We start from the raw sequence: 16231 nt of genomic DNA, 5'->3' as shown, positions 1-16231 counted from the left end.
TCGCTGCGGTCGGGCGCGGGCTACCGAGGCTAGAACATGCCGAGCTGGTTTGGGGAATCCCGCGGGATTTCCTGGGCCACGTCCCACATCTCGGCAATCCTGCCTTGCTCGAAGCGAAGGATGTGGACCACGGCGTACTCCAGATCGACCTGCGCGCGGCGCAGGTGCGACATCACCGCGACGCGATCGGCCGACTCAATCGTCTGCCGCACGGTGAACGACTTGTTCGGCTCGGACTGCGCGCTTTGCTCCATCGCGGTCAGCAGGGCATCGCGATCGCCGGGGAAATACGCATTGTGGTGCCGGAAGTTTTCGGCGACGTGGCGGTCGTAGGCTTCCCGCACCTTTCCGGATGCGCACAGGGACAGAAACTCGGTGGCGATATCGGCTTTGCTGGCCATGGCCTGCTCCTCGTTGTCAGGTAGGGAACGCTACGCGCTTCCGGGTATTCAGCCTGAACGCCGCGCCGGATGCGTGAACCTGCAGCTCGTGCCTCATTGCCCCGGCGGCGCGGCCACCACGGTATTTTGATCCTGCATGATCAACCACCGCGTACCGCGTTTGGCCAGGACAAACGTGCGTATGTGCTGCTCGTTCACGTGCCTTATGCCGTCCGGGCTGGTGAACGTGCTCATGCGGCTGGTCACGGTCGCGACCGCGGCGTCCTTGCCCGCAAACCGCACGTCCAGCTGCTCGATGTTGTCCGACACGCCCTTGAGAAAGCTGCCGTGCACCTGATGCAGCTCCTTCAGGACCTGCGCGCGGCCGTGGGTCCTGCCGCCATACGGGTTGATGTGGTTCCAGTCGTCGGTGGTGAAATCGGCCGCATGGTCGAACCCGTGGGCGTTGAAGGCCGCATAGAAGGCCTGCACCGTCTGCCGCACGGCGGCTTCGGCATTCGAGGGTTGTGCCGAGGTCGCCATGGACACGGCCAGCAAGACGATTCCAGTGATCAGCGCTTTCATGGTGCCTCCGTGGCTCAGTGGCCAGACGTTGCAGCGAAGCGGCGGCGAGCCGCCCATCGCACGGAGACTACGCCAGCGTGCGCTCGACTTCCTGCTGAATCCGGTTGATGAGCTCCGCCAGCTCGGGCCGGTCGCCGTACATGTCCAGCTCCCGCGTGGCGATCAGCCCCATGGAGAACGGGCCGGGGCGATCCGGGCCGGGTTGGCCGGACGCCAATGCCACGCACCAGCGCAACTGCCGGGCGATGCTCTGCGCCGGCGCCCAGCCCTGCGCCGCGAGCGGTTCGATCTGCTCCAGGGCCGACCGGGCCATCGTCAACAGCGGCTCGTGCGTGGCCGGCGTCATGCTTGCGGTACGCCGCGTCCCTTGCGGGTATACGGCAGCGCAAACAGGTACAGGCCGGTAAACAGCTGCAGGAAAAGCGGCGGCAGCGGCGCGTAGGTCAGCCATGGCGATGGCTCGCCTGGCGCCAGCGCACGGGCGATGAAGTTGGCGGCCACGGCTGCCGTGAAAACGATGGACAGCCAGCGATGGCTCTGCCGCATCCAGCCGCCCCGTTTCATTGCGCCTCCCGCGACGGCGAGCTTTCGATCATCTTCCATCCATTGCCAGAAGGGTCGCGGAAGCCGGCGTCCACGGTGCCGTAGCGATCCACCGGCTCCTGCATGAACTCGACCCCGCTGGCGCTCATGCGCTCGTAGGCTGCACGGCAGTCATCCACCACCAGCACCAGCGGCGGCATCGCGCCCTTGGCCACGGCCTCGCACAGTGCCTGCGCGGTGGCTGCGTCGTGCATCGGCGGCCCCGGCTTGAACAGGCCGAGCTGGAACGAGGGTTGCTCCGGGTGCTGCACCGTGAGCCACCGGTAGTCGCCGTTGCGGGCATCCGTGTGCACGCGAAAACCTAGTTTGTCGACATAGAACGCCAGTGCCTCGTCCTGATCGCGCACGTACACGCCCGCTACATTTATGCCTTGATTCATGGAGCCTCCGTTGGTTGGATCCCTGTTTTACCGTCTGCCTCCCGCCGCCGCTTCTCCGAAACTGCGGTCTTGAGATCCGGCCGATGCGCGGCACGCACCAGGCATTCGGGCGCCTCATCCCGCCCGTGCGGGGCTGGCCGCTCGCGGGCGCGAAGTTCGCCGGGGCTCTCGCCGGTGATGTCGCGAAAAATGCGCCCGAACGTGCCGAGGCTGTTCCAGCCGGTCCGGTACGCGACCTCGGTAACGGGCAGGTCGGTATCGCGCAGCAGGGCGATGGCGCGCTCGATGCGGCGCGTAAGCAGGTAGCGATGCGGCGGCACGCCGAAGGCCTGGCCAAACTGGCGTGCAAAGTGCGCTTCGGACACCGCGCTCACCTGCGCCAGCCGGCTGATCGGCCACGGCTCATGGGGCGCGGCGTCCATCCGGTCCTTCGCGCGCAGCAATCGCCGCAATAGTTCGGGACTCTGACTCATCGTGTCTCCGTGCCCGGTGCCGGAGTCGCGCGGCGCAGGCCTTTCCGCGCGTTACACCGACATGCCCATGATGTTGTCGTCGTAGCTCTGCCCGCCGACGTCGAACTGGCGGCTGCCCAGTTTGCCGAAACCGACCCGCTCATAAAACCCGATCGCGGCCGCATTGCCCGCATAGACGCCAAGCAACAGGCGCGCGGCGTGGCTGGCGCGTGCATGCGCCAGGGCTTCGGCCACCAGCTTCTTTCCCGTGCCGCCACCCTGGAACTTGCCCAGCATGTAGATGCGCTTGATCTCCCGATCCCGCGGGGAGAGATCGGGCAGGGGCAACCGCGCCGGCGCCACCACCATGAAGCCGACCGGCGCACGGCCCTGCGGCGTCTCGACCAGCCACAACTGGTAATCGGGATCGGCCAGCCAGTCCCGATACAACGCCACCGCATGGGCGTTGGCGCAGTGGGCGATGATGTCCGGGCCGGCCAGCAGGCCCGCAAAGGTTTCGAGGAACGTGGCCTGTCCCACAAGCGCAAGCGCGTGCTCGTCGCCGGGCAGGCAGGGTCTGATCAGTGTCTCGGGCGGCATAGGTTTCCAGCGGTGTCGGACGATACGGTGAGCAGCCATGGACCGGCCTGCCCGGGATCAGGGTCGTGCCCCATCGTCGGGCCCCGGTGCGCTAACGACGCCCGGCCCGAGCCATGCGGGAAGCACCGATGGCGATGAAAGCGGCCGCGATTCCGTAGAAGGCGACCTGCGTGCCGAGATACGCCGCCAGAAAGAACGCGCAACCGGCTGCCATGAAGAGGTAGCCACTCCGTTTTGCACCGCTCATGTCGCTCTCCTGTTGAAAGCCCGCAACCTGGGTTGGGACGGGCAAAGCCACCGGTGTCTCACGTTCGGCCCGACGCAATAATGGCCGGCACCTACGACGGGAACGCATCGAAACCAGGTGCCAATGCCAGGTCACGATCCCAGGCGGCCCTGCTCGCCATGAAAACATGGGCATCGGGGACGACGGGAGACGGCGTATCCAGACTGCCCGCGGGAACCACCAGCATCCCCGGTGAGGCGAAGGGTAGCGCCGAGCCACAGACCGAACAAAAGCACCGCAGGTGCCGCGTCCGTGGCAGGTTGAAGGTGTTCACCTGTTCCCGACCGGAGAGCCACTCAAGCGTAGCTGTCGACGAGAAAAGATTGGCGGCGTGCGCCGAACCGGTGTCCTTGCGGCAATACGCGCAATGGCAGAGATAAAAGCGCTCAAACGTACCGGTCACCTTGAAGTGCACGGCACCGCAAAGGCACGACCCACGATGTTCTGCTTGCATGAAAACCTCCAGTGCATGAAATGCCGCACATCACCACCTCCACGCCGGCCGAGCGGTCAAGGCCGCTTGATGTTCTCGATCACGAACGTGGCGCCGCTTTGGCTTTCAATGACGGCCCGGCCCGGTTGTGGCTTGGGGCGAATAGTGAAGCGATCACCTGAGGCCTCGCTATGCCGCCGGCTTCAACCTCAGGGACAGCAGCAACAGCAAGACAGAAGCCAGTGCGGTTGCGCCACCGCCCAGCCAACGATGCAGCACCAGGGAGAGGGCGATCACGGGGATGAACCACAGCGCTACCGACGCGAACCTCACCCCGAGCGTGACGCCCTCACCGCAGTGGGGACAGATCTTGCGTTTTCCGAAGCGGTTCATCTCTTTCGAGAACACGCTGATCGAGGTGTTGCAGTGAGGACATTTCATCAGGGACCTGCTCCGTGTGGTCTGGGATGTGGATGGGCACGCCGAGTCCTGCTGCCACGGCGAGCAGCCATACAGAGCGCGTTGATCTCTCCGCTTTGCCCAGTGCTGCAATCAATGAGTGGCGAGTCGCCGATTGAATGAGCTGTTGGCGCGCAGCAGCAGCACGAGCGCGACAACCGCAAACAGGTTCAGGCCGATGAAGAGCTCGGCGGCTTCATCGCCGAAGAAGAACTGGCCATTGGCACCCAGGTTGACGCTCAAGCCCAGTGGAACGCTGCCCGTGCCAAGTTGCACGGTCGGTGAAAGTTCGGCGCCCGTGAACCATTGATACCGGATGCCTTGCAGCGAGAACATCGGGATCTGCGACGCAAACAGAATCGGCGCCCAACGCCGACCGTAAGGTGTGCCCTGCCACAGGCGGATGCCGGTGAAGGCTGCCCACGCGAAAAGTGCGGCAAGCCCAGCCAGTGGAACGAGCAGCAACCAACCCTGTGGAAGAAGCTTGAGACCCAGGATCATGACCATGGCGACACCGACGCCGCCGCCGGCCACGAGCATGACGCTGAAAAACCGTGTGGTCTTGTTGAATTGGCTCACGAAAGATTCCCCTGTGCACTACAACCCTGAGATCAGCCATGCCCGTCCGGTGATGGCCGCCCGAATGAACGGTCAGGCGGCAGCAGCCACCCATGCAATAGCCGCAAGCGCCGCCATCACGGCCGCCACCAACCACTTCGCCGGCACCCTGATTTCGCCGGCGGACAACGGCTCCCATACCAGCGACTCCTTCCATGCCGAATCACCTTGGGCATATTTTTCAAATACGTCCTGGATCACGTCGAGCGGCAACGATTTGTTGCTGGCTTGAAAATGAGACGCCTCATCGCCGTCCCGATACTCCAGCACAAACCCGCTCGAGCCGGAGCCGGAGGTCTGGACATAAACCTGATCAGCGCGCGCCAGGATCGCGAACGCATTCGATTTTCCATCGAGAGAGGAGAGAGCCTGCGCGATTTGCCCGGAAGACGGGTTGGTCAGCGTCGTTCCGTGCTCTGTTTCCAGGCGTAATGTCGTCATGTTCTACCGCCTGATAACCGAATTGAACCGATCCGCGAAGCGGCTTCATCTGAACGAACATCATGCGTGAAGGTAGCCGGCGAATTGACGCCGTGCAACGGCTGCCGCAACGAACTGGAATCCCCCCGGGAGTGGTTGGCTTTCACCGCTGCATGCCAATGATTTGTCGCCATGCGCCACACAGCCGGAAAGCAGTACGCCACGTGCGCTGCAACGGGCGACAAACGGTTTCGATGTTGCTGCCATCCTGATCCGGAACGAAAGCGTCGTGATAACCGGGCGGGTAACCCTGGCGGGTGTCCCGACATCCAGGAGCACCTTTTGTCGCCGCCGCCAGCAAACGCTGTCATGTGGAATACATCGACCATGTCGCGGCTTTGCGTGCGATTCAGGGCAACAGTTCCTTGACCGTTTTGCCCTTGGCATCCAGAACGGAAATGCTGGACTCGCCGTTCTCCGCGACCTTCATGACGATACGCTTGTTGCCGGCGCCATCGAGCAGCGCCAATGAGGCTTCGCCATCATCGCCGCGCCCGAGCCAGATCCTGCGGCGAACGTCGTTGCCCGACGGGCTGTCGGAGATCGCCAGCCCGGCGAAGCGGTCTTCCGAATCATCGACGCCAAGCAGTTGCACCACCTGGTTTGCTTCATAGCGATCGAATGAAAGGCTGCCGCCGGAATCACGCACCTTTCCGTCCTTGTCTTTTCTGCCGCCGAAGATCAGCCCGCCAATCTCGGAGCCCTCGTCATTGAGGAAGATCAGACCGGCCTGGGGTCGATCCAGCGGCTTCTCCTTGCCATGTACCAGCACGCCGGGCAGCTTCGCGTGGTTGGAAATAATCAGCCGTGGCGTGCCATCCGGTTCGACAATGTTGATGCGTTGAACCGTTATCTCATCGGTTGTGATGGCGCGCTTTCCAGCGCCATAAGCCAGGCCTCCCAGCAGCAAAACAGTCAGCAGGCCGGCGTATACGGAAAGAAATCCATTTGCTTTCGACATGGGCGTTTCCTGGTGTGGGTGCAGGGTGCAGCGAATCGTTGGGTGACATCACTGCCGTACATAGCGCAAATGGGTGGCGGCCGAACCGTCAAGAATGCGGTCGATGCGAAACGCCGGACCGGGCTCGTGCAGGTTTTCGAACAGGCGTCGGCCGCTGCCGAACAACACGGGCGCCAGTGCGATCTCCAGTTCGTCGATCACATCCAGGTTGAGGTATTGCTGGATCACATCCGCGCCGCCCGAAACCCGGATGTCGCGGTTGCCCGCGGATTCCCGGGCCAACTCCAGCGCACGCTCCGGCCCGTCGTTGACGAAGTGGAACGTCGTGCCGCCGGGGCGCACCCACGGCTCGCGCTTCTCGTGGGTAAGCACGTAGACCGGCGTGTGGAACGGTGCCTCCTCCGGCCAGGCGATCTCGCCCTGGTCGAACATGCGCTTGCCCATGATGTTGGCGCCGCTGCGCTCGGCAGTCTGGCGAACCAGATCATTGACCGGGCCGGTTTCTCCCCCATCGAGCTTCAGCAGCTTCTCGCGAAAGTACTGCTGGTTGAGTATCCAGGCCATCATCGCGCCCCATTTGGCGCCCCAGCCCTTGTACTCGGGCCTGCCCATGGTCATTCCTTCCGGTGCCATGTAGCCATCGAGGCTGAGTCCGATATTGACGAAAACCTTGCTCATGATTTCCTCGCGCTATCGACGCGTTGCTCAGGCACCCGGGCCCACCGGCGGGTACTTCCGGAACTCGGGCGTGCGCTCCAAGCGGGTGGACAGCGCCACCAGGCCCGGATACTTCTCCGCCACCACGATCGACGCCAGCATGGACTGCGTGAACTGCCAGACGACCGCGGTGGTGATGCCGGCCTGACGGCGTGGCTCCACGAAAACAGGCTGACGTGTCTGCACCTCGCGCTCCAGGGCGGCACAGGCTTCCAGCAGTTGCCCCTGCACCCGCTCCACCCACGGCTCGTACTGCGCGGACGGCGGCCGCAGCTTGCGCTCGTAGACGATCTGCACACTCTTCTCGCAAGCCGCCAGCGCCAAGCTGACGGCGCGCATCTCGTGCTGCATGCGCGTGGCGTCGCCGAGACTCCACAGCGAATCGCCGCCGCTCCGGGTCGCTTCGACGAACTGCAGGATCAGCGAGGAATCCATCAACACCTCGCCGTCATCGCACACCAGCGTCGGCGCCTTCACCACCGGGTTAATGCGCTGAAACTCCTCGTACGTGCTGAACACCGAGATCGGCTCGAGCCCGAACGGGATGCCCAGGCATTCCAGCGAAATGGCAACGCGCCGCACGTAGGGTGAATCCAGCATGCCGATCAGTCGCATCACTTTGCCTCCGGATGGGATGGCGCCGCCGCGTCGGGCAGATTGGTACGATCGCCGGCCGTCGTGGGTGACGATATGACGAGGAACACCACGTCGGCGTCCGAACGGTTGGCGAAACGGTGCCGCGTGCCCGGCGGCACATGCAGCCCCTGGCCGGCAGCGAACGTCACCGCCTCATGCTCGAACTCCATCGTCGCCGTGCCCGAAAGCACGTAGAAGAACTGGCGTGCCTGCGAATGAAAATGCGACGTCTCGCTCGCCCCCGGCGGTACGCGCTCCTGGATCACGCTGAGCGTGGGGTCCTTGAGCAGGTGCCAGCCATCGCAGACGCCGCCCCATGTGTAGTGCTCCGCCGTGTCGATGCCTGAAATACGATGATCCATGATGCGATCCAGCGTGGGAGTTGAGTGGCGGCGAAGCCATCCGCTACGGCATGGCGGTGTAGACATCCGGCGCATAGCGCTCCATGAGCGTCTGCGGATGTGCAGGTGCCGTAAACCCGAACCGGGCGTACAGCCCATGCGCATCTCCGGTGGCGAGGGTGAAGCGGCGCAGGCCCTGAAGTTGCGGGTGGGCAAAGACCGCGTTCATGAGCGCCTTGCTGTAGCCCTTGCCGCGATGTTCCGGCAGGACGAAAACGTCCACCAGATTGGCGAACGTGGCGTAGTCGGATATGACGCGGGCAAATGCGACCTGCCGCTTGCCGAGAAAGCCGCCAAAACAAAGTGAGTTGGCAACGGCCCGCTCGACCACGGCGAAAGGAATGGCTTTGGCCCAGTAAGTCTGTTCCGAGAGAAAGCGATGGATGAGCTGGAGATCCAGCTCGGCCGCTTCTGTGGTGATCCGGAGTTCTTCCATAGGGCGAAAATACTTGAGGGGTTGATGCCTGGATCAAGTCGCGCGAAGGAACGCGAGCTTGAGTGACTCGTCAGCCCTGGCCCAGATCAAGCGCCAGATGGTGGCAATTCAACTGCAGTCCCTTGTGCAGATACAACCGGTGCGCCGCATGCCGGGTATAGCCCGTGTCCAGGTGCACGCCCTGGCAGCCGTTGGCCCTGGCATGCGTCACCATCCAGTCCATGAGCGCGCCGGCAAAGCCCTGTGACGTGGCCCCGGGCAGGGTCGTCAGGTCGTCTATGTAGAGGACTTTTCCCCACGCCAGGAACTCCGCGAACCGAAAGCCGGCGGCGCTCTGAACCTTGCCGTCATGCTTCAACGCCACGATCTGGTAGGACTGTGCCTGCTGCCGACGTACCTGGGACAGGAACGCCTGCTCCTGAAGGTGCGGCCGCAGCGCACTGAAGGCGGCAAAGCACGACAGGATGTCCTCATCCGAATGGGCCACGAAGATGTCGCCGGTCATGTGAAATCCTTCATGCGGTGCCCGATGCCGGAGTGAAAGACGGCGCAGTCCGTCGGAATGAAGCGTCAGGTGTGCATCTTGCGAAATGCCCACCAGCCGACCCCACCCAGCGCCAGAACCCACAGCGTAACAATGAAAACCGCCATGACGCGACTCGTTGGCCGGGTGGCCGCGGCCAGCGCCCGCTCGCTTGCGGCGGCCATTACGTCGGCGGGAATGAGGCGGAGCACCAGCGCCAATCCGAGTGGCACGATGATCAGGTCATCCAGGTAACCCAGCACCGGAATGAAGTCCGGGATGAGGTCGATGGGGCTGAGTGCATAGGCCGCCACTGCCAGCGCCAGCAGCCGGACAAACCACGGCGTGCGCGGATCGCGGGCGGCGTAATACACCACCGTGGTCTGATGCTTGAGTCGTTTCGCCCATTGCCTGATCGGCATCACGACCGCGCATGCCGAGTCGTTCGCGGCGCTCTGGCCAACCCGGACAGGCGCGGACCCCGATGCGTCACCACAGCCATCGCGCCAACCGCATCAGGGTGTCGCAGATCCAGCCAAAGACGTTCGGGGCAAGACGAGGGAAGGCGAACGACAGGGCGGCGAACCCGACGATGGCTGCGACCAGCGCCGACAGCGGCAACACGCTGTCCGAGATGGGCGCGATCTGGTTGTTGATGATCAGCCAGATCAGGCCCATGAGCGGCACCGAGAACAGACACGACGCGACGGCGGCTATAGCGCGTCCGCCAAGCGTGAGATCCGAATCGGTGCTTCGACGTACCCGGGTGTTCGACATGCGAGTGGATGCTGAAGTTGAGCGGAGGCAGAGCCGGCGCCGGCGCAAGCCCGTTGTCAGCCGTCGTTGAGCCACCGGCAGCTGCCACCGCCGATGGTACCTGCTGACCAGGAGCCGGTACCGGAAGCATCGAGCGAAGCAAGGAAAGACAGCTCGGGTGTCACCGCGAAGGAAATCCGGCCGCCTGAATCGCCGATGGTGAAGTCCGCCTTGAACTCCGCATGCTTGAACCTCTGCAGAAAGGTTGCGTTCGGTGACGTGGTGGGGGATGGCAGCGCCATGAGCACGACGTCACGCGTATCCATGGCAAACACGGCCTCGCTGCCGGCCACGAGCAGGAAGCCCTGATCCCGGTTTTCGTGGTCGCGTAACACGATGGTTGGCATGGACGGCTGACACCCGGGTAAAGCTGCCTGAGTTACGCCGCGTCAAGAAGTGGCGGCAGCGTGAACGCCGCTGTCGATGATAGTGCGTATACCGCGGCTACCCGGGGCTTGAGAATGGCCACGAGAACGACGTGGAGGCAGAAGAACGCCAGGGTAGTGAAAAGGCATGCGTCACTCACGAGACTATTCAAGTGGCTTGAGGCTCAAGTGAAGCTTCGGGCGGAGCGTATCCGCTAGTCCCCTGGATGATTGTCAAACGCCAACGCTCTTGCCCAGCGCCGCCCCGATCACGCGCTCGGCGGGTGCCAGGTTGGCGACAAACTCGGGCGGGAGTCCATGGCGTTGGACGATGGTTGCCGCCGAGGTAAAGCACACGACAACCTGCCCCGGCACGGCCTCGCTGACAAGTACCTTGAGCGGCAGATCAACGCCCACTTGCGGATTGGCGAGCATGAGCGGTGTACCCGCCTGAGGGTTGCCGAAGATCACCAGAGTCGTCGGCGGCATTGCCAACCTGGCCGCACTGGCCTCGGCCTGCTGATCAATGACCGCGAAAACCTTGATGCTCTTCGCGGCAAACGCAGCAAGCAAACGCCGAACCGTGTCGGAGAAGGTGTACGGACTTTCGAGAGTGACAACGCTGGATGATGACATGGGTCTGTGGGTACCTAGTGTTTGAATCAGGCCTGCCGCGAAATGGCATCGCCTTGAACGAATGGTCAGGCATCAGCGTGCTCTTCCGCTCGCAACGCGCAAAGCAGGGCGTAGCCCTCCGGCCATGGGCCAAACCCGCTGGACGCATTGATGTGCCCCGCACCCTGCAAAAGCACGAAGCGGCTGCGCCAGGCGTCGGCGTACTGGCGGGCTCGCGTCGGCTCTATATACCGATCATCGGCGCTTGCGACGACGATCGAGGGAAAAGGAAGCGGCAGCAGCGGGACGGGGCCGAAACCGACAGGGCCCGGCGGGTAATTGGCGCCGTCAGGATCACTCGGGGCTACAAGAAGGGCGCCACAGACTCGCTCCAACTGCGGCGATGACGCCGAGGCGGCCCAATGGGCCACCAATGCACAGGCTGAACTATGCGCAGCGAGAACGACCGGGCCATTGCGTTGCCCCACCACATGGTCGAGGCGGTCAACCCAATCCCGGCAACGAGGCGTATCCCAGTCATTTTGTATCACCCGCTCGCATGAAGAATCCTGACGCTCCCAATGGCTCTGCCAGTGGTCAGGGCCGGAGTTGCCAAGGCCTGGCAGGATAAGTACAGGATGCATGCTTCTCGCCTTTGATGATGTCGGGTTTGATGTTCGGCGCCGGAGTTGAGCACCGCCTTGCGCGAAATGTCAGGTTGCGCCTGCAGGCCAGCTCAGGAACTTGCCCGTGCCGGCGCCATCCCGGCGGCGTATGCGTGCGTCCTCAAGAGCATGCGTTGGAAAGAGCCGCGCATTGATGCCGCGCCGATCGCGTTTTGCGTCGCGAGGCACCCAGTGCGTGACGCAGCCGCAGGTACGGCACCGATGAAAATCGACATTGTGCCCAGCCCACGCATAGGTGTCGGTCAGCGAGCTGTCCGGCACGGAGATGACGTCGCCAGCCGCGTAGTAGGACCAGAGCACGCCGTAACTGTGGCAGAGCGAGCAGTTGCATTCGGTCACTTCCGTCGGAAAGTGCGCAACGGCTATCTGGACGGCGCCGCAATGACAGGAGGCGATCATTTTCATGGGCATGATGACTGGTGGTTCGGGTGGTCAGATCGAGACGTGTAGTGGAGCAGGGCGCAGGGCAAGCCGCATCCACCGGGTGCTTTGCAGAACGAGGAGGCTCCGGCTCGAGCGCATTGTCAGTCCACGCTCGCGCGCACCTGAAAGACGTTGCCCTCCGGATCGCAGGCATTGCGAACCACAAAGCCGGGGCCTTGCCATTGCTCCGGAAACACGTTCCCGCCCAATGCTCGCGCTGATTCCTCAGCACCCGAAAGACTGGGGACGGTACAGAAGAACTTGATGGCGACATTGTCGCGCAGCCGCGGTGGGCGGGTGATTGCCACTTGCGACGCAATGTCCGCAGGCATCGCGTGAACGACGATCTGCAGATCCGGCGAGCAAAGCACGATCATCTGATCAGTGCGATGAGCGACTGTCATGCCCAGGACGGATTGGTAAAAGGCCGAAAGGCTTTCCGGATGCTTGGCGTAGATGAAAATGCCGGCGCGAGCGGGTAATGGCACGATGACTCCACGGTGCGAGTTCTATTGGTGGCAAAGGTCATGCAAGACCCAATCCCTGAATCAAGCCGCACCGCATGGCGGCGCCGGCCTGAATGAATGGTCAGCCCGGCCGCGGCGCGAACATGATGATCGACATGCCCAGCAGGCAGAACCCGACACCGATGAAGTCCGCAACGGAAGGTTTGACGGAATCCACGGCCCAGAGCCAGAGCAGCGCCACGCTGATGTACACGCCACCGTATGCCGCGTACACGCGGCCGGCAGCTTGGGGATGGAGAGTGAGAAGCCACGCAAATGCGGCCAGACTCAGCGCGGCGGGCACAAGCAGCCACGCCGAGTGGCCCTGCTTCAGCCACAGATAGGGCAGATAGCAGCCGATGATCTCAGCCAACGCGGTGAGCGCGAACAGGCCCAGGGTTTTGGAAAGCTGGAAGAGCATCAGTATCTCGCTGGCATTCCCGGCGCTGGATCAAGCGGCGCCCGGCTTTTCGCGTGCGCCCTGCACAAACCGTCAGGCCGTAGCCTCGAATGACGCATGGTACGCGACTGTGCCGGACGGCATGTGGCCGTTGAAGGCGACAGCCTGGAAATATTGTTGTGGAACGTCGGGGAGCACCAGCGACGAAGCCGCAAAACCAAAGCGCTGGTAATACCCCGGCTCCCCCAGCACGACACAGCCGGCCGCGCCCAACGCCCGCAGCCGCGCGAGCGAGCCCTGCATGAGCAACGTGCCGACACCACGACCCTGATGCTCCGGTAGAACGGAAATGGGTCCGAGGCCGTACCAGCCAGCTGACATACCCGTGATGGCGACAGGCGACACCGCCACATGGCCGATGATGACACCGCCGTCCTCTGCGACGAGGGCGACAGCGAGTTGCCCGGCGTCGCGCAGCGCACGAACGATAAATTGTTCCGTGTGGCTTGCATGTGCGGCATGACGAAATGCGGCAATGGTGACCGCGTCAATGGCGGCTGCGTCGGAAGGAAGCTCGTCCCGTAGTTTCACCATGCCTCACCTGCGGCCTGACGCCAGAATTGAGCCGCACCGCGAAACGGCTTCGGCTTGCATGGATTCAGCCGCGCTCGCGCCGGTAGTGCAAGGCGACCGCGCCGTTGCGGAGCGGCTTCGCGGAAACCAGATCGAGCCGTCGCGTGCCAGGCAGCCCACTCTGATACAGCGTCGGGCCGTGGCCCGCGATCCTGGGGTGGACGAGAAACACGTACTCGTCGATCAGATCCAGCCGGTCCAGCTCGGTCGCGAGCTTGCCGCTACCCAGAAGCACGCCGGCCGGCGTCGCATCCTTCAGTTTCTGCACCTCCGTGCGAAGGTCGCCGGCGATGCGGTGGGTATGGTTCCATCGAAAGTCATTTCGCGTCGACGACACCACGTACTTCGGCTTGGTCTCCAGCTTGACCGCCCACTCGCGGATCGCCGGCGCTGCCTCCACGTCGCCTCGGGCGACTGCCGGCCAGTAGCTCTCCATCATCTCGTAGGTAACGCGACCCCACAGCATCGCCCCGCCTTCATCCATGAGGCGGGTGAAGAAAGCATGTGTCTCGTCGTCCGCGATCCCTTCCTGGTGGTCGACGCAACCGTCGAGGGTGACGTTGATGCTGAAAGTCAAAAGCCCCATGGCCGTGAATTACTCATAGCGGGTGACGCTGGAGTTGAGTGGCGGCGAAGCCGTCCGCCCCGCACGAATTATCAGATGGCTCCCGACAAGCCCGGCTCTGCCAAACGTAGTTTTTCAGCTTCCTGGTATGCAGCGGAATAGGGAGCGGGTTGCTCGAAAACCAATGCTTTGTTGTCTTGCAGAAAGCTGACCATGCTACTCAAGCCAAACATTTCCTGGCCATCTGTTGCCTGCAGCCCGTTGGGCTGGGCGTAACGCTCTGGTGCGATCTGGCGAGCCAACAGGCCAAGCTCATACGTTTCGCCGCATGCATCCCGGAGTGAGATGGACAGGCCGGAATAGTAAGGCTCACTTGCCACATGCAATGTGTGAGTGGCGCTGGAGAAAGTAGCGGCATAGTCCCGGTCCTCGATCAGCAGCAGCCCCAGGGAAGCGAGCTGCGGCTCAACCTTCTTCATGGCAACACCGGCAGCACCGATCATTGGGTGGTTCCCGTTGAATGACGAGAACGTGTAAACACCATCCAGCGTCCGAAATCAGCAGTGTGCACAGCGCATCCGCTGCATTGACTTGCTAGCTTGCCCGCTGGCCATTCTCGCCGCCATTCAGGGTGAGCGCAGACGGCCAGATGATGGCTTGCGCAACGATAACTCTCTCGCCATCGAAAGTTGCAGCAGGCGAACCGTAAAGCCGATAACCCAGCGCCAAAGCCTCGCTGACCCTGTGACAGAACCTGGCGTCATCCGGGCCGGTGAGGATGCGATAGATTGGCAACCCCTCGGGTGGTTGCTCCGTAACTTTCCGGGGCGGCATGTAGTTGACCTTGGCGGGTTGGACGGAATTTCTGGCAGGCTAACGTAGAGCTGAGTTGCGTACCAAGGCAGTCAAACCAAGCCGTCGTGGCGCATCAGCTTGAGCGCCGGGTCACGCCGCACTCGCCGGCCCTTGCAGCAGCGCCATTTGTACGCCCTCGTAAAACGTGTCGTCAAAGCGCAACGCGCACGGTGTTCGAGCTTCGATGCGAAACCCCACCTTCTCGTAGAGGCGGATCGCGGCCCGGTTGTCCGCGCGGGCCTCCAGCGTGACGCGAAAGATCCCCTTCTGTTCGGCATGCGTCAGCGTTGCCCGGAGCAGGCGTTCGCCGATGCCGCGGCCGCGATACTCCGCGCGAACCCCCATGCCAAGGCTGCCGACATGGGCGATGGCGTAAGCCCAGTGGGAGAACACATCGCACCATCCGATGACCATGCCGTTCTCGACGGCGACATACTGCGCGGCATCGGTGGCTACCGACTCGGCGACAAACTGTTCGATCTGCTCGATGGGCAAAGCCTCGACCTGGGCAAGAAATCGGCGCTCCCGAGCGACCGAATCCAGGCATTCTCGATAGCTATGTGCGTCGGCGAACTGAATTTTGCGGACTTCCAACGTCATGGCAAAAGTGGTGACTACGGTTCCCGGATGGTAGCGAGGTGAGGGCTGCGGCAACCGACAAGGCCGGGCAAAAGCTCCGCATCCCAAGCGCGACGAAGTGTTTTCCTCAGACGCCTGACGCCTGAATCAAGCCGGCCCGCCAAGCGGAATCAGCTTGAATGACTTGCCAGACCGCAAACGAGCGCATGCGGCGCGCAGGCAGAGCGAGCCAACAAGAAACAAAGCTAGTACAAGGAGCCTTACTTTTCATCAGACGATTCTTTGGCGGGCACGGCAATCGATTTGCGCTTATGAGCGTCAATCATGACGCCTAGGAAAAAGCCGAAGATCATTCCAAGCGCCAGCTTGCCGAGAAGTATTCCGATAAACGTTCCGAGGATCGTTCCCACAACAATCCAGTGGCCGGGTCTATAGGGCTTTTTAGTTGGTTGCATGGGGGTTTCCTTATCTGCGGTCCAACGCTGGAGTTAAGCGGCGCGCGGCTTTTCGCGCGTCCGCTTGGACGAGTTGTTAGGCTCCAACCCGGAGCCCATGATGGAGCCCAAGAGCACTAGCATGCCGGCGAGGCCGACAAACCAGATAGGCGTAGCCCAGTAAATACGTGCGGGCAGGATAACAAACGCGAGAAGGGTGGCCGCCGCTCCTGCGGCCAGGCAACCGACCAAAAGTCGTTGGCGCCAACGCGCTAGCAAAAAGAAACGTGGGCCGAGATAAATACGAATTGATGCCCCCAGCAGCCCGGCCAAACCACTGAAGCCGAGCAAGAAAGATGTCGGGGGACCCAAGAGTGCCAGTAGCGAAAGTGGTGCAAGCATGA

At 62.8% G+C, this 16231-nt stretch carries 32 protein-coding genes; all 32 read right to left on the bottom strand.

Annotated features, from left to right (window positions below; genetic code table 11):
* Positions 1–29: 29 nt before the first annotated feature.
* The 32 genes from ACFPK0_RS16485 to ACFPK0_RS16330 all read right to left on the bottom strand — a co-directional run bounded on the left by ACFPK0_RS16485 (position 30) and on the right by ACFPK0_RS16330 (position 15848).
* A complete protein-coding gene (locus ACFPK0_RS16485) occupies positions 30–401 on the bottom strand; it encodes a nuclear transport factor 2 family protein (RefSeq protein WP_377342285.1) in 372 nt (123 codons plus the stop codon).
* 93 nt (positions 402–494) lie between these two features.
* Positions 495–965: a YybH family protein gene (locus ACFPK0_RS16480; protein WP_377342283.1), complete on the bottom strand. Its 471-nt coding sequence runs from the start codon at positions 963–965 to the stop codon at positions 495–497.
* Positions 966–1032: 67 nt separating this feature from the next.
* The gene (locus tag ACFPK0_RS16475; RefSeq protein WP_377342281.1) at positions 1033–1311 is read right to left on the bottom strand and encodes a hypothetical protein; all 279 of its coding nucleotides are present in this window, start codon (positions 1309–1311) and stop codon (positions 1033–1035) included.
* Positions 1308–1529, bottom strand: coding sequence for a hypothetical protein (locus ACFPK0_RS16470; RefSeq protein WP_377342278.1), 222 nt, complete (start codon positions 1527–1529; stop codon positions 1308–1310). The genes ACFPK0_RS16475 and ACFPK0_RS16470 overlap by 4 nt, the downstream gene beginning before the upstream one ends.
* Positions 1526–1948: a VOC family protein gene (locus ACFPK0_RS16465; RefSeq protein ID WP_056083735.1), complete on the bottom strand. Its 423-nt coding sequence runs from the start codon at positions 1946–1948 to the stop codon at positions 1526–1528. The genes ACFPK0_RS16470 and ACFPK0_RS16465 overlap by 4 nt, the downstream gene beginning before the upstream one ends.
* Positions 1945–2421: a helix-turn-helix domain-containing protein gene (locus ACFPK0_RS16460; protein ID WP_056083738.1), complete on the bottom strand. Its 477-nt coding sequence runs from the start codon at positions 2419–2421 to the stop codon at positions 1945–1947. The genes ACFPK0_RS16465 and ACFPK0_RS16460 overlap by 4 nt, the downstream gene beginning before the upstream one ends.
* 51 nt (positions 2422–2472) lie before the next feature.
* Entirely contained in the window at positions 2473–3000 is a 528-nt protein-coding gene (locus ACFPK0_RS16455; RefSeq protein WP_056083741.1) for a GNAT family N-acetyltransferase, read from the bottom strand.
* 91 nt (positions 3001–3091) lie between these two features.
* Positions 3092–3247 carry a hypothetical protein gene (locus ACFPK0_RS16450; protein ID WP_377342275.1) on the bottom strand — a complete coding sequence of 52 codons (156 nt, stop codon included), beginning with the start codon at positions 3245–3247 and terminating at the stop codon, positions 3092–3094.
* Between the two features lie 91 nt (positions 3248–3338).
* Positions 3339–3740, bottom strand: a complete 402-nt coding sequence (locus ACFPK0_RS16445; RefSeq protein ID WP_377342273.1) for a GFA family protein — start codon at positions 3738–3740, stop codon at positions 3339–3341.
* 168 nt (positions 3741–3908) lie between these two features.
* Positions 3909–4160 carry a hypothetical protein gene (locus tag ACFPK0_RS16440; RefSeq protein WP_056607251.1) on the bottom strand — a complete coding sequence of 84 codons (252 nt, stop codon included), beginning with the start codon at positions 4158–4160 and terminating at the stop codon, positions 3909–3911.
* A gap of 111 nt (positions 4161–4271) precedes the next feature.
* Entirely contained in the window at positions 4272–4757 is a 486-nt protein-coding gene (locus ACFPK0_RS16435) for a hypothetical protein (RefSeq protein WP_377342271.1), read from the bottom strand.
* Positions 4758–4829: 72 nt separating this feature from the next.
* Positions 4830–5237, bottom strand: a complete 408-nt coding sequence (locus tag ACFPK0_RS16430; protein WP_377342269.1) for a hypothetical protein — start codon at positions 5235–5237, stop codon at positions 4830–4832.
* 388 nt (positions 5238–5625) lie between these two features.
* On the bottom strand, positions 5626–6237 hold the full coding sequence (locus ACFPK0_RS16425; RefSeq protein WP_377342267.1) for a hypothetical protein: 612 nt from the start codon (positions 6235–6237) through the stop codon (positions 5626–5628).
* A gap of 48 nt (positions 6238–6285) precedes the next feature.
* Positions 6286–6915 carry a dihydrofolate reductase family protein gene (locus ACFPK0_RS16420; protein ID WP_377342264.1) on the bottom strand — a complete coding sequence of 210 codons (630 nt, stop codon included), beginning with the start codon at positions 6913–6915 and terminating at the stop codon, positions 6286–6288.
* Positions 6916–6942: 27 nt separating this feature from the next.
* Positions 6943–7569 (bottom strand): glutathione S-transferase, encoded by a 627-nt coding sequence (locus ACFPK0_RS16415; RefSeq protein ID WP_377342376.1) that lies wholly within the window; start codon positions 7567–7569, stop codon positions 6943–6945.
* Complete coding sequence (locus ACFPK0_RS16410) at positions 7569–7952, bottom strand: cupin domain-containing protein (protein WP_377342262.1); 384 nt, start codon at positions 7950–7952, stop codon at positions 7569–7571. Before ACFPK0_RS16410 ends, ACFPK0_RS16415 begins: the two co-directional genes overlap by 1 nt.
* A gap of 43 nt (positions 7953–7995) precedes the next feature.
* Positions 7996–8427 carry a GNAT family N-acetyltransferase gene (locus ACFPK0_RS16405; RefSeq protein ID WP_377342260.1) on the bottom strand — a complete coding sequence of 144 codons (432 nt, stop codon included), beginning with the start codon at positions 8425–8427 and terminating at the stop codon, positions 7996–7998.
* A gap of 70 nt (positions 8428–8497) precedes the next feature.
* A complete protein-coding gene (locus ACFPK0_RS16400; RefSeq protein ID WP_377342258.1) occupies positions 8498–8932 on the bottom strand; it encodes a GNAT family N-acetyltransferase in 435 nt (144 codons plus the stop codon).
* A 65-nt stretch (positions 8933–8997) separates the two neighbouring features.
* Positions 8998–9372, bottom strand: coding sequence for a YkvA family protein (locus ACFPK0_RS16395; protein ID WP_377342373.1), 375 nt, complete (start codon positions 9370–9372; stop codon positions 8998–9000).
* A gap of 67 nt (positions 9373–9439) precedes the next feature.
* Entirely contained in the window at positions 9440–9727 is a 288-nt protein-coding gene (locus ACFPK0_RS16390; RefSeq protein WP_377342256.1) for a hypothetical protein, read from the bottom strand.
* Between the two features lie 56 nt (positions 9728–9783).
* A complete protein-coding gene (locus ACFPK0_RS16385) occupies positions 9784–10113 on the bottom strand; it encodes a hypothetical protein (RefSeq protein WP_377342254.1) in 330 nt (109 codons plus the stop codon).
* Positions 10114–10365: 252 nt separating this feature from the next.
* Positions 10366–10767 carry a DUF302 domain-containing protein gene (locus tag ACFPK0_RS16380; RefSeq protein WP_377342252.1) on the bottom strand — a complete coding sequence of 134 codons (402 nt, stop codon included), beginning with the start codon at positions 10765–10767 and terminating at the stop codon, positions 10366–10368.
* A 65-nt stretch (positions 10768–10832) separates the two neighbouring features.
* On the bottom strand, positions 10833–11390 hold the full coding sequence (locus ACFPK0_RS16375) for an RBBP9/YdeN family alpha/beta hydrolase (protein WP_377342250.1): 558 nt from the start codon (positions 11388–11390) through the stop codon (positions 10833–10835).
* Positions 11391–11459: 69 nt separating this feature from the next.
* Positions 11460–11837, bottom strand: coding sequence for a GFA family protein (locus ACFPK0_RS16370; RefSeq protein ID WP_156459008.1), 378 nt, complete (start codon positions 11835–11837; stop codon positions 11460–11462).
* A gap of 119 nt (positions 11838–11956) precedes the next feature.
* Complete coding sequence (locus ACFPK0_RS16365) at positions 11957–12343, bottom strand: VOC family protein (protein WP_056083789.1); 387 nt, start codon at positions 12341–12343, stop codon at positions 11957–11959.
* 100 nt (positions 12344–12443) lie between these two features.
* Positions 12444–12782, bottom strand: a complete 339-nt coding sequence (locus ACFPK0_RS16360; RefSeq protein WP_056083793.1) for a YnfA family protein — start codon at positions 12780–12782, stop codon at positions 12444–12446.
* Between the two features lie 72 nt (positions 12783–12854).
* Positions 12855–13355, bottom strand: coding sequence for a GNAT family N-acetyltransferase (locus ACFPK0_RS16355; protein WP_377342247.1), 501 nt, complete (start codon positions 13353–13355; stop codon positions 12855–12857).
* 64 nt (positions 13356–13419) lie between these two features.
* Complete coding sequence (locus tag ACFPK0_RS16350) at positions 13420–13980, bottom strand: dihydrofolate reductase family protein (protein ID WP_056083798.1); 561 nt, start codon at positions 13978–13980, stop codon at positions 13420–13422.
* Between the two features lie 71 nt (positions 13981–14051).
* Positions 14052–14462 carry a hypothetical protein gene (locus tag ACFPK0_RS16345; RefSeq protein ID WP_056083801.1) on the bottom strand — a complete coding sequence of 137 codons (411 nt, stop codon included), beginning with the start codon at positions 14460–14462 and terminating at the stop codon, positions 14052–14054.
* A gap of 91 nt (positions 14463–14553) precedes the next feature.
* Entirely contained in the window at positions 14554–14793 is a 240-nt protein-coding gene (locus ACFPK0_RS16340) for a DUF1737 domain-containing protein (RefSeq protein ID WP_082520249.1), read from the bottom strand.
* 111 nt (positions 14794–14904) lie between these two features.
* Positions 14905–15414 carry a GNAT family N-acetyltransferase gene (locus ACFPK0_RS16335; protein WP_056083804.1) on the bottom strand — a complete coding sequence of 170 codons (510 nt, stop codon included), beginning with the start codon at positions 15412–15414 and terminating at the stop codon, positions 14905–14907.
* 239 nt (positions 15415–15653) lie between these two features.
* Positions 15654–15848, bottom strand: a complete 195-nt coding sequence (locus tag ACFPK0_RS16330; RefSeq protein ID WP_377342242.1) for a hypothetical protein — start codon at positions 15846–15848, stop codon at positions 15654–15656.
* Positions 15849–16231: the final 383 nt, after the last annotated feature.

Source organism: Rhodanobacter ginsenosidimutans, assembly GCF_042655685.1.
Classification (GTDB): Bacteria; Pseudomonadota; Gammaproteobacteria; order Xanthomonadales; family Rhodanobacteraceae; genus Rhodanobacter; species Rhodanobacter ginsenosidimutans.
The sequence above is the reverse complement of the archived record's forward strand: the minus strand, read 5'-3'. Positions and strand labels throughout refer to the sequence as shown.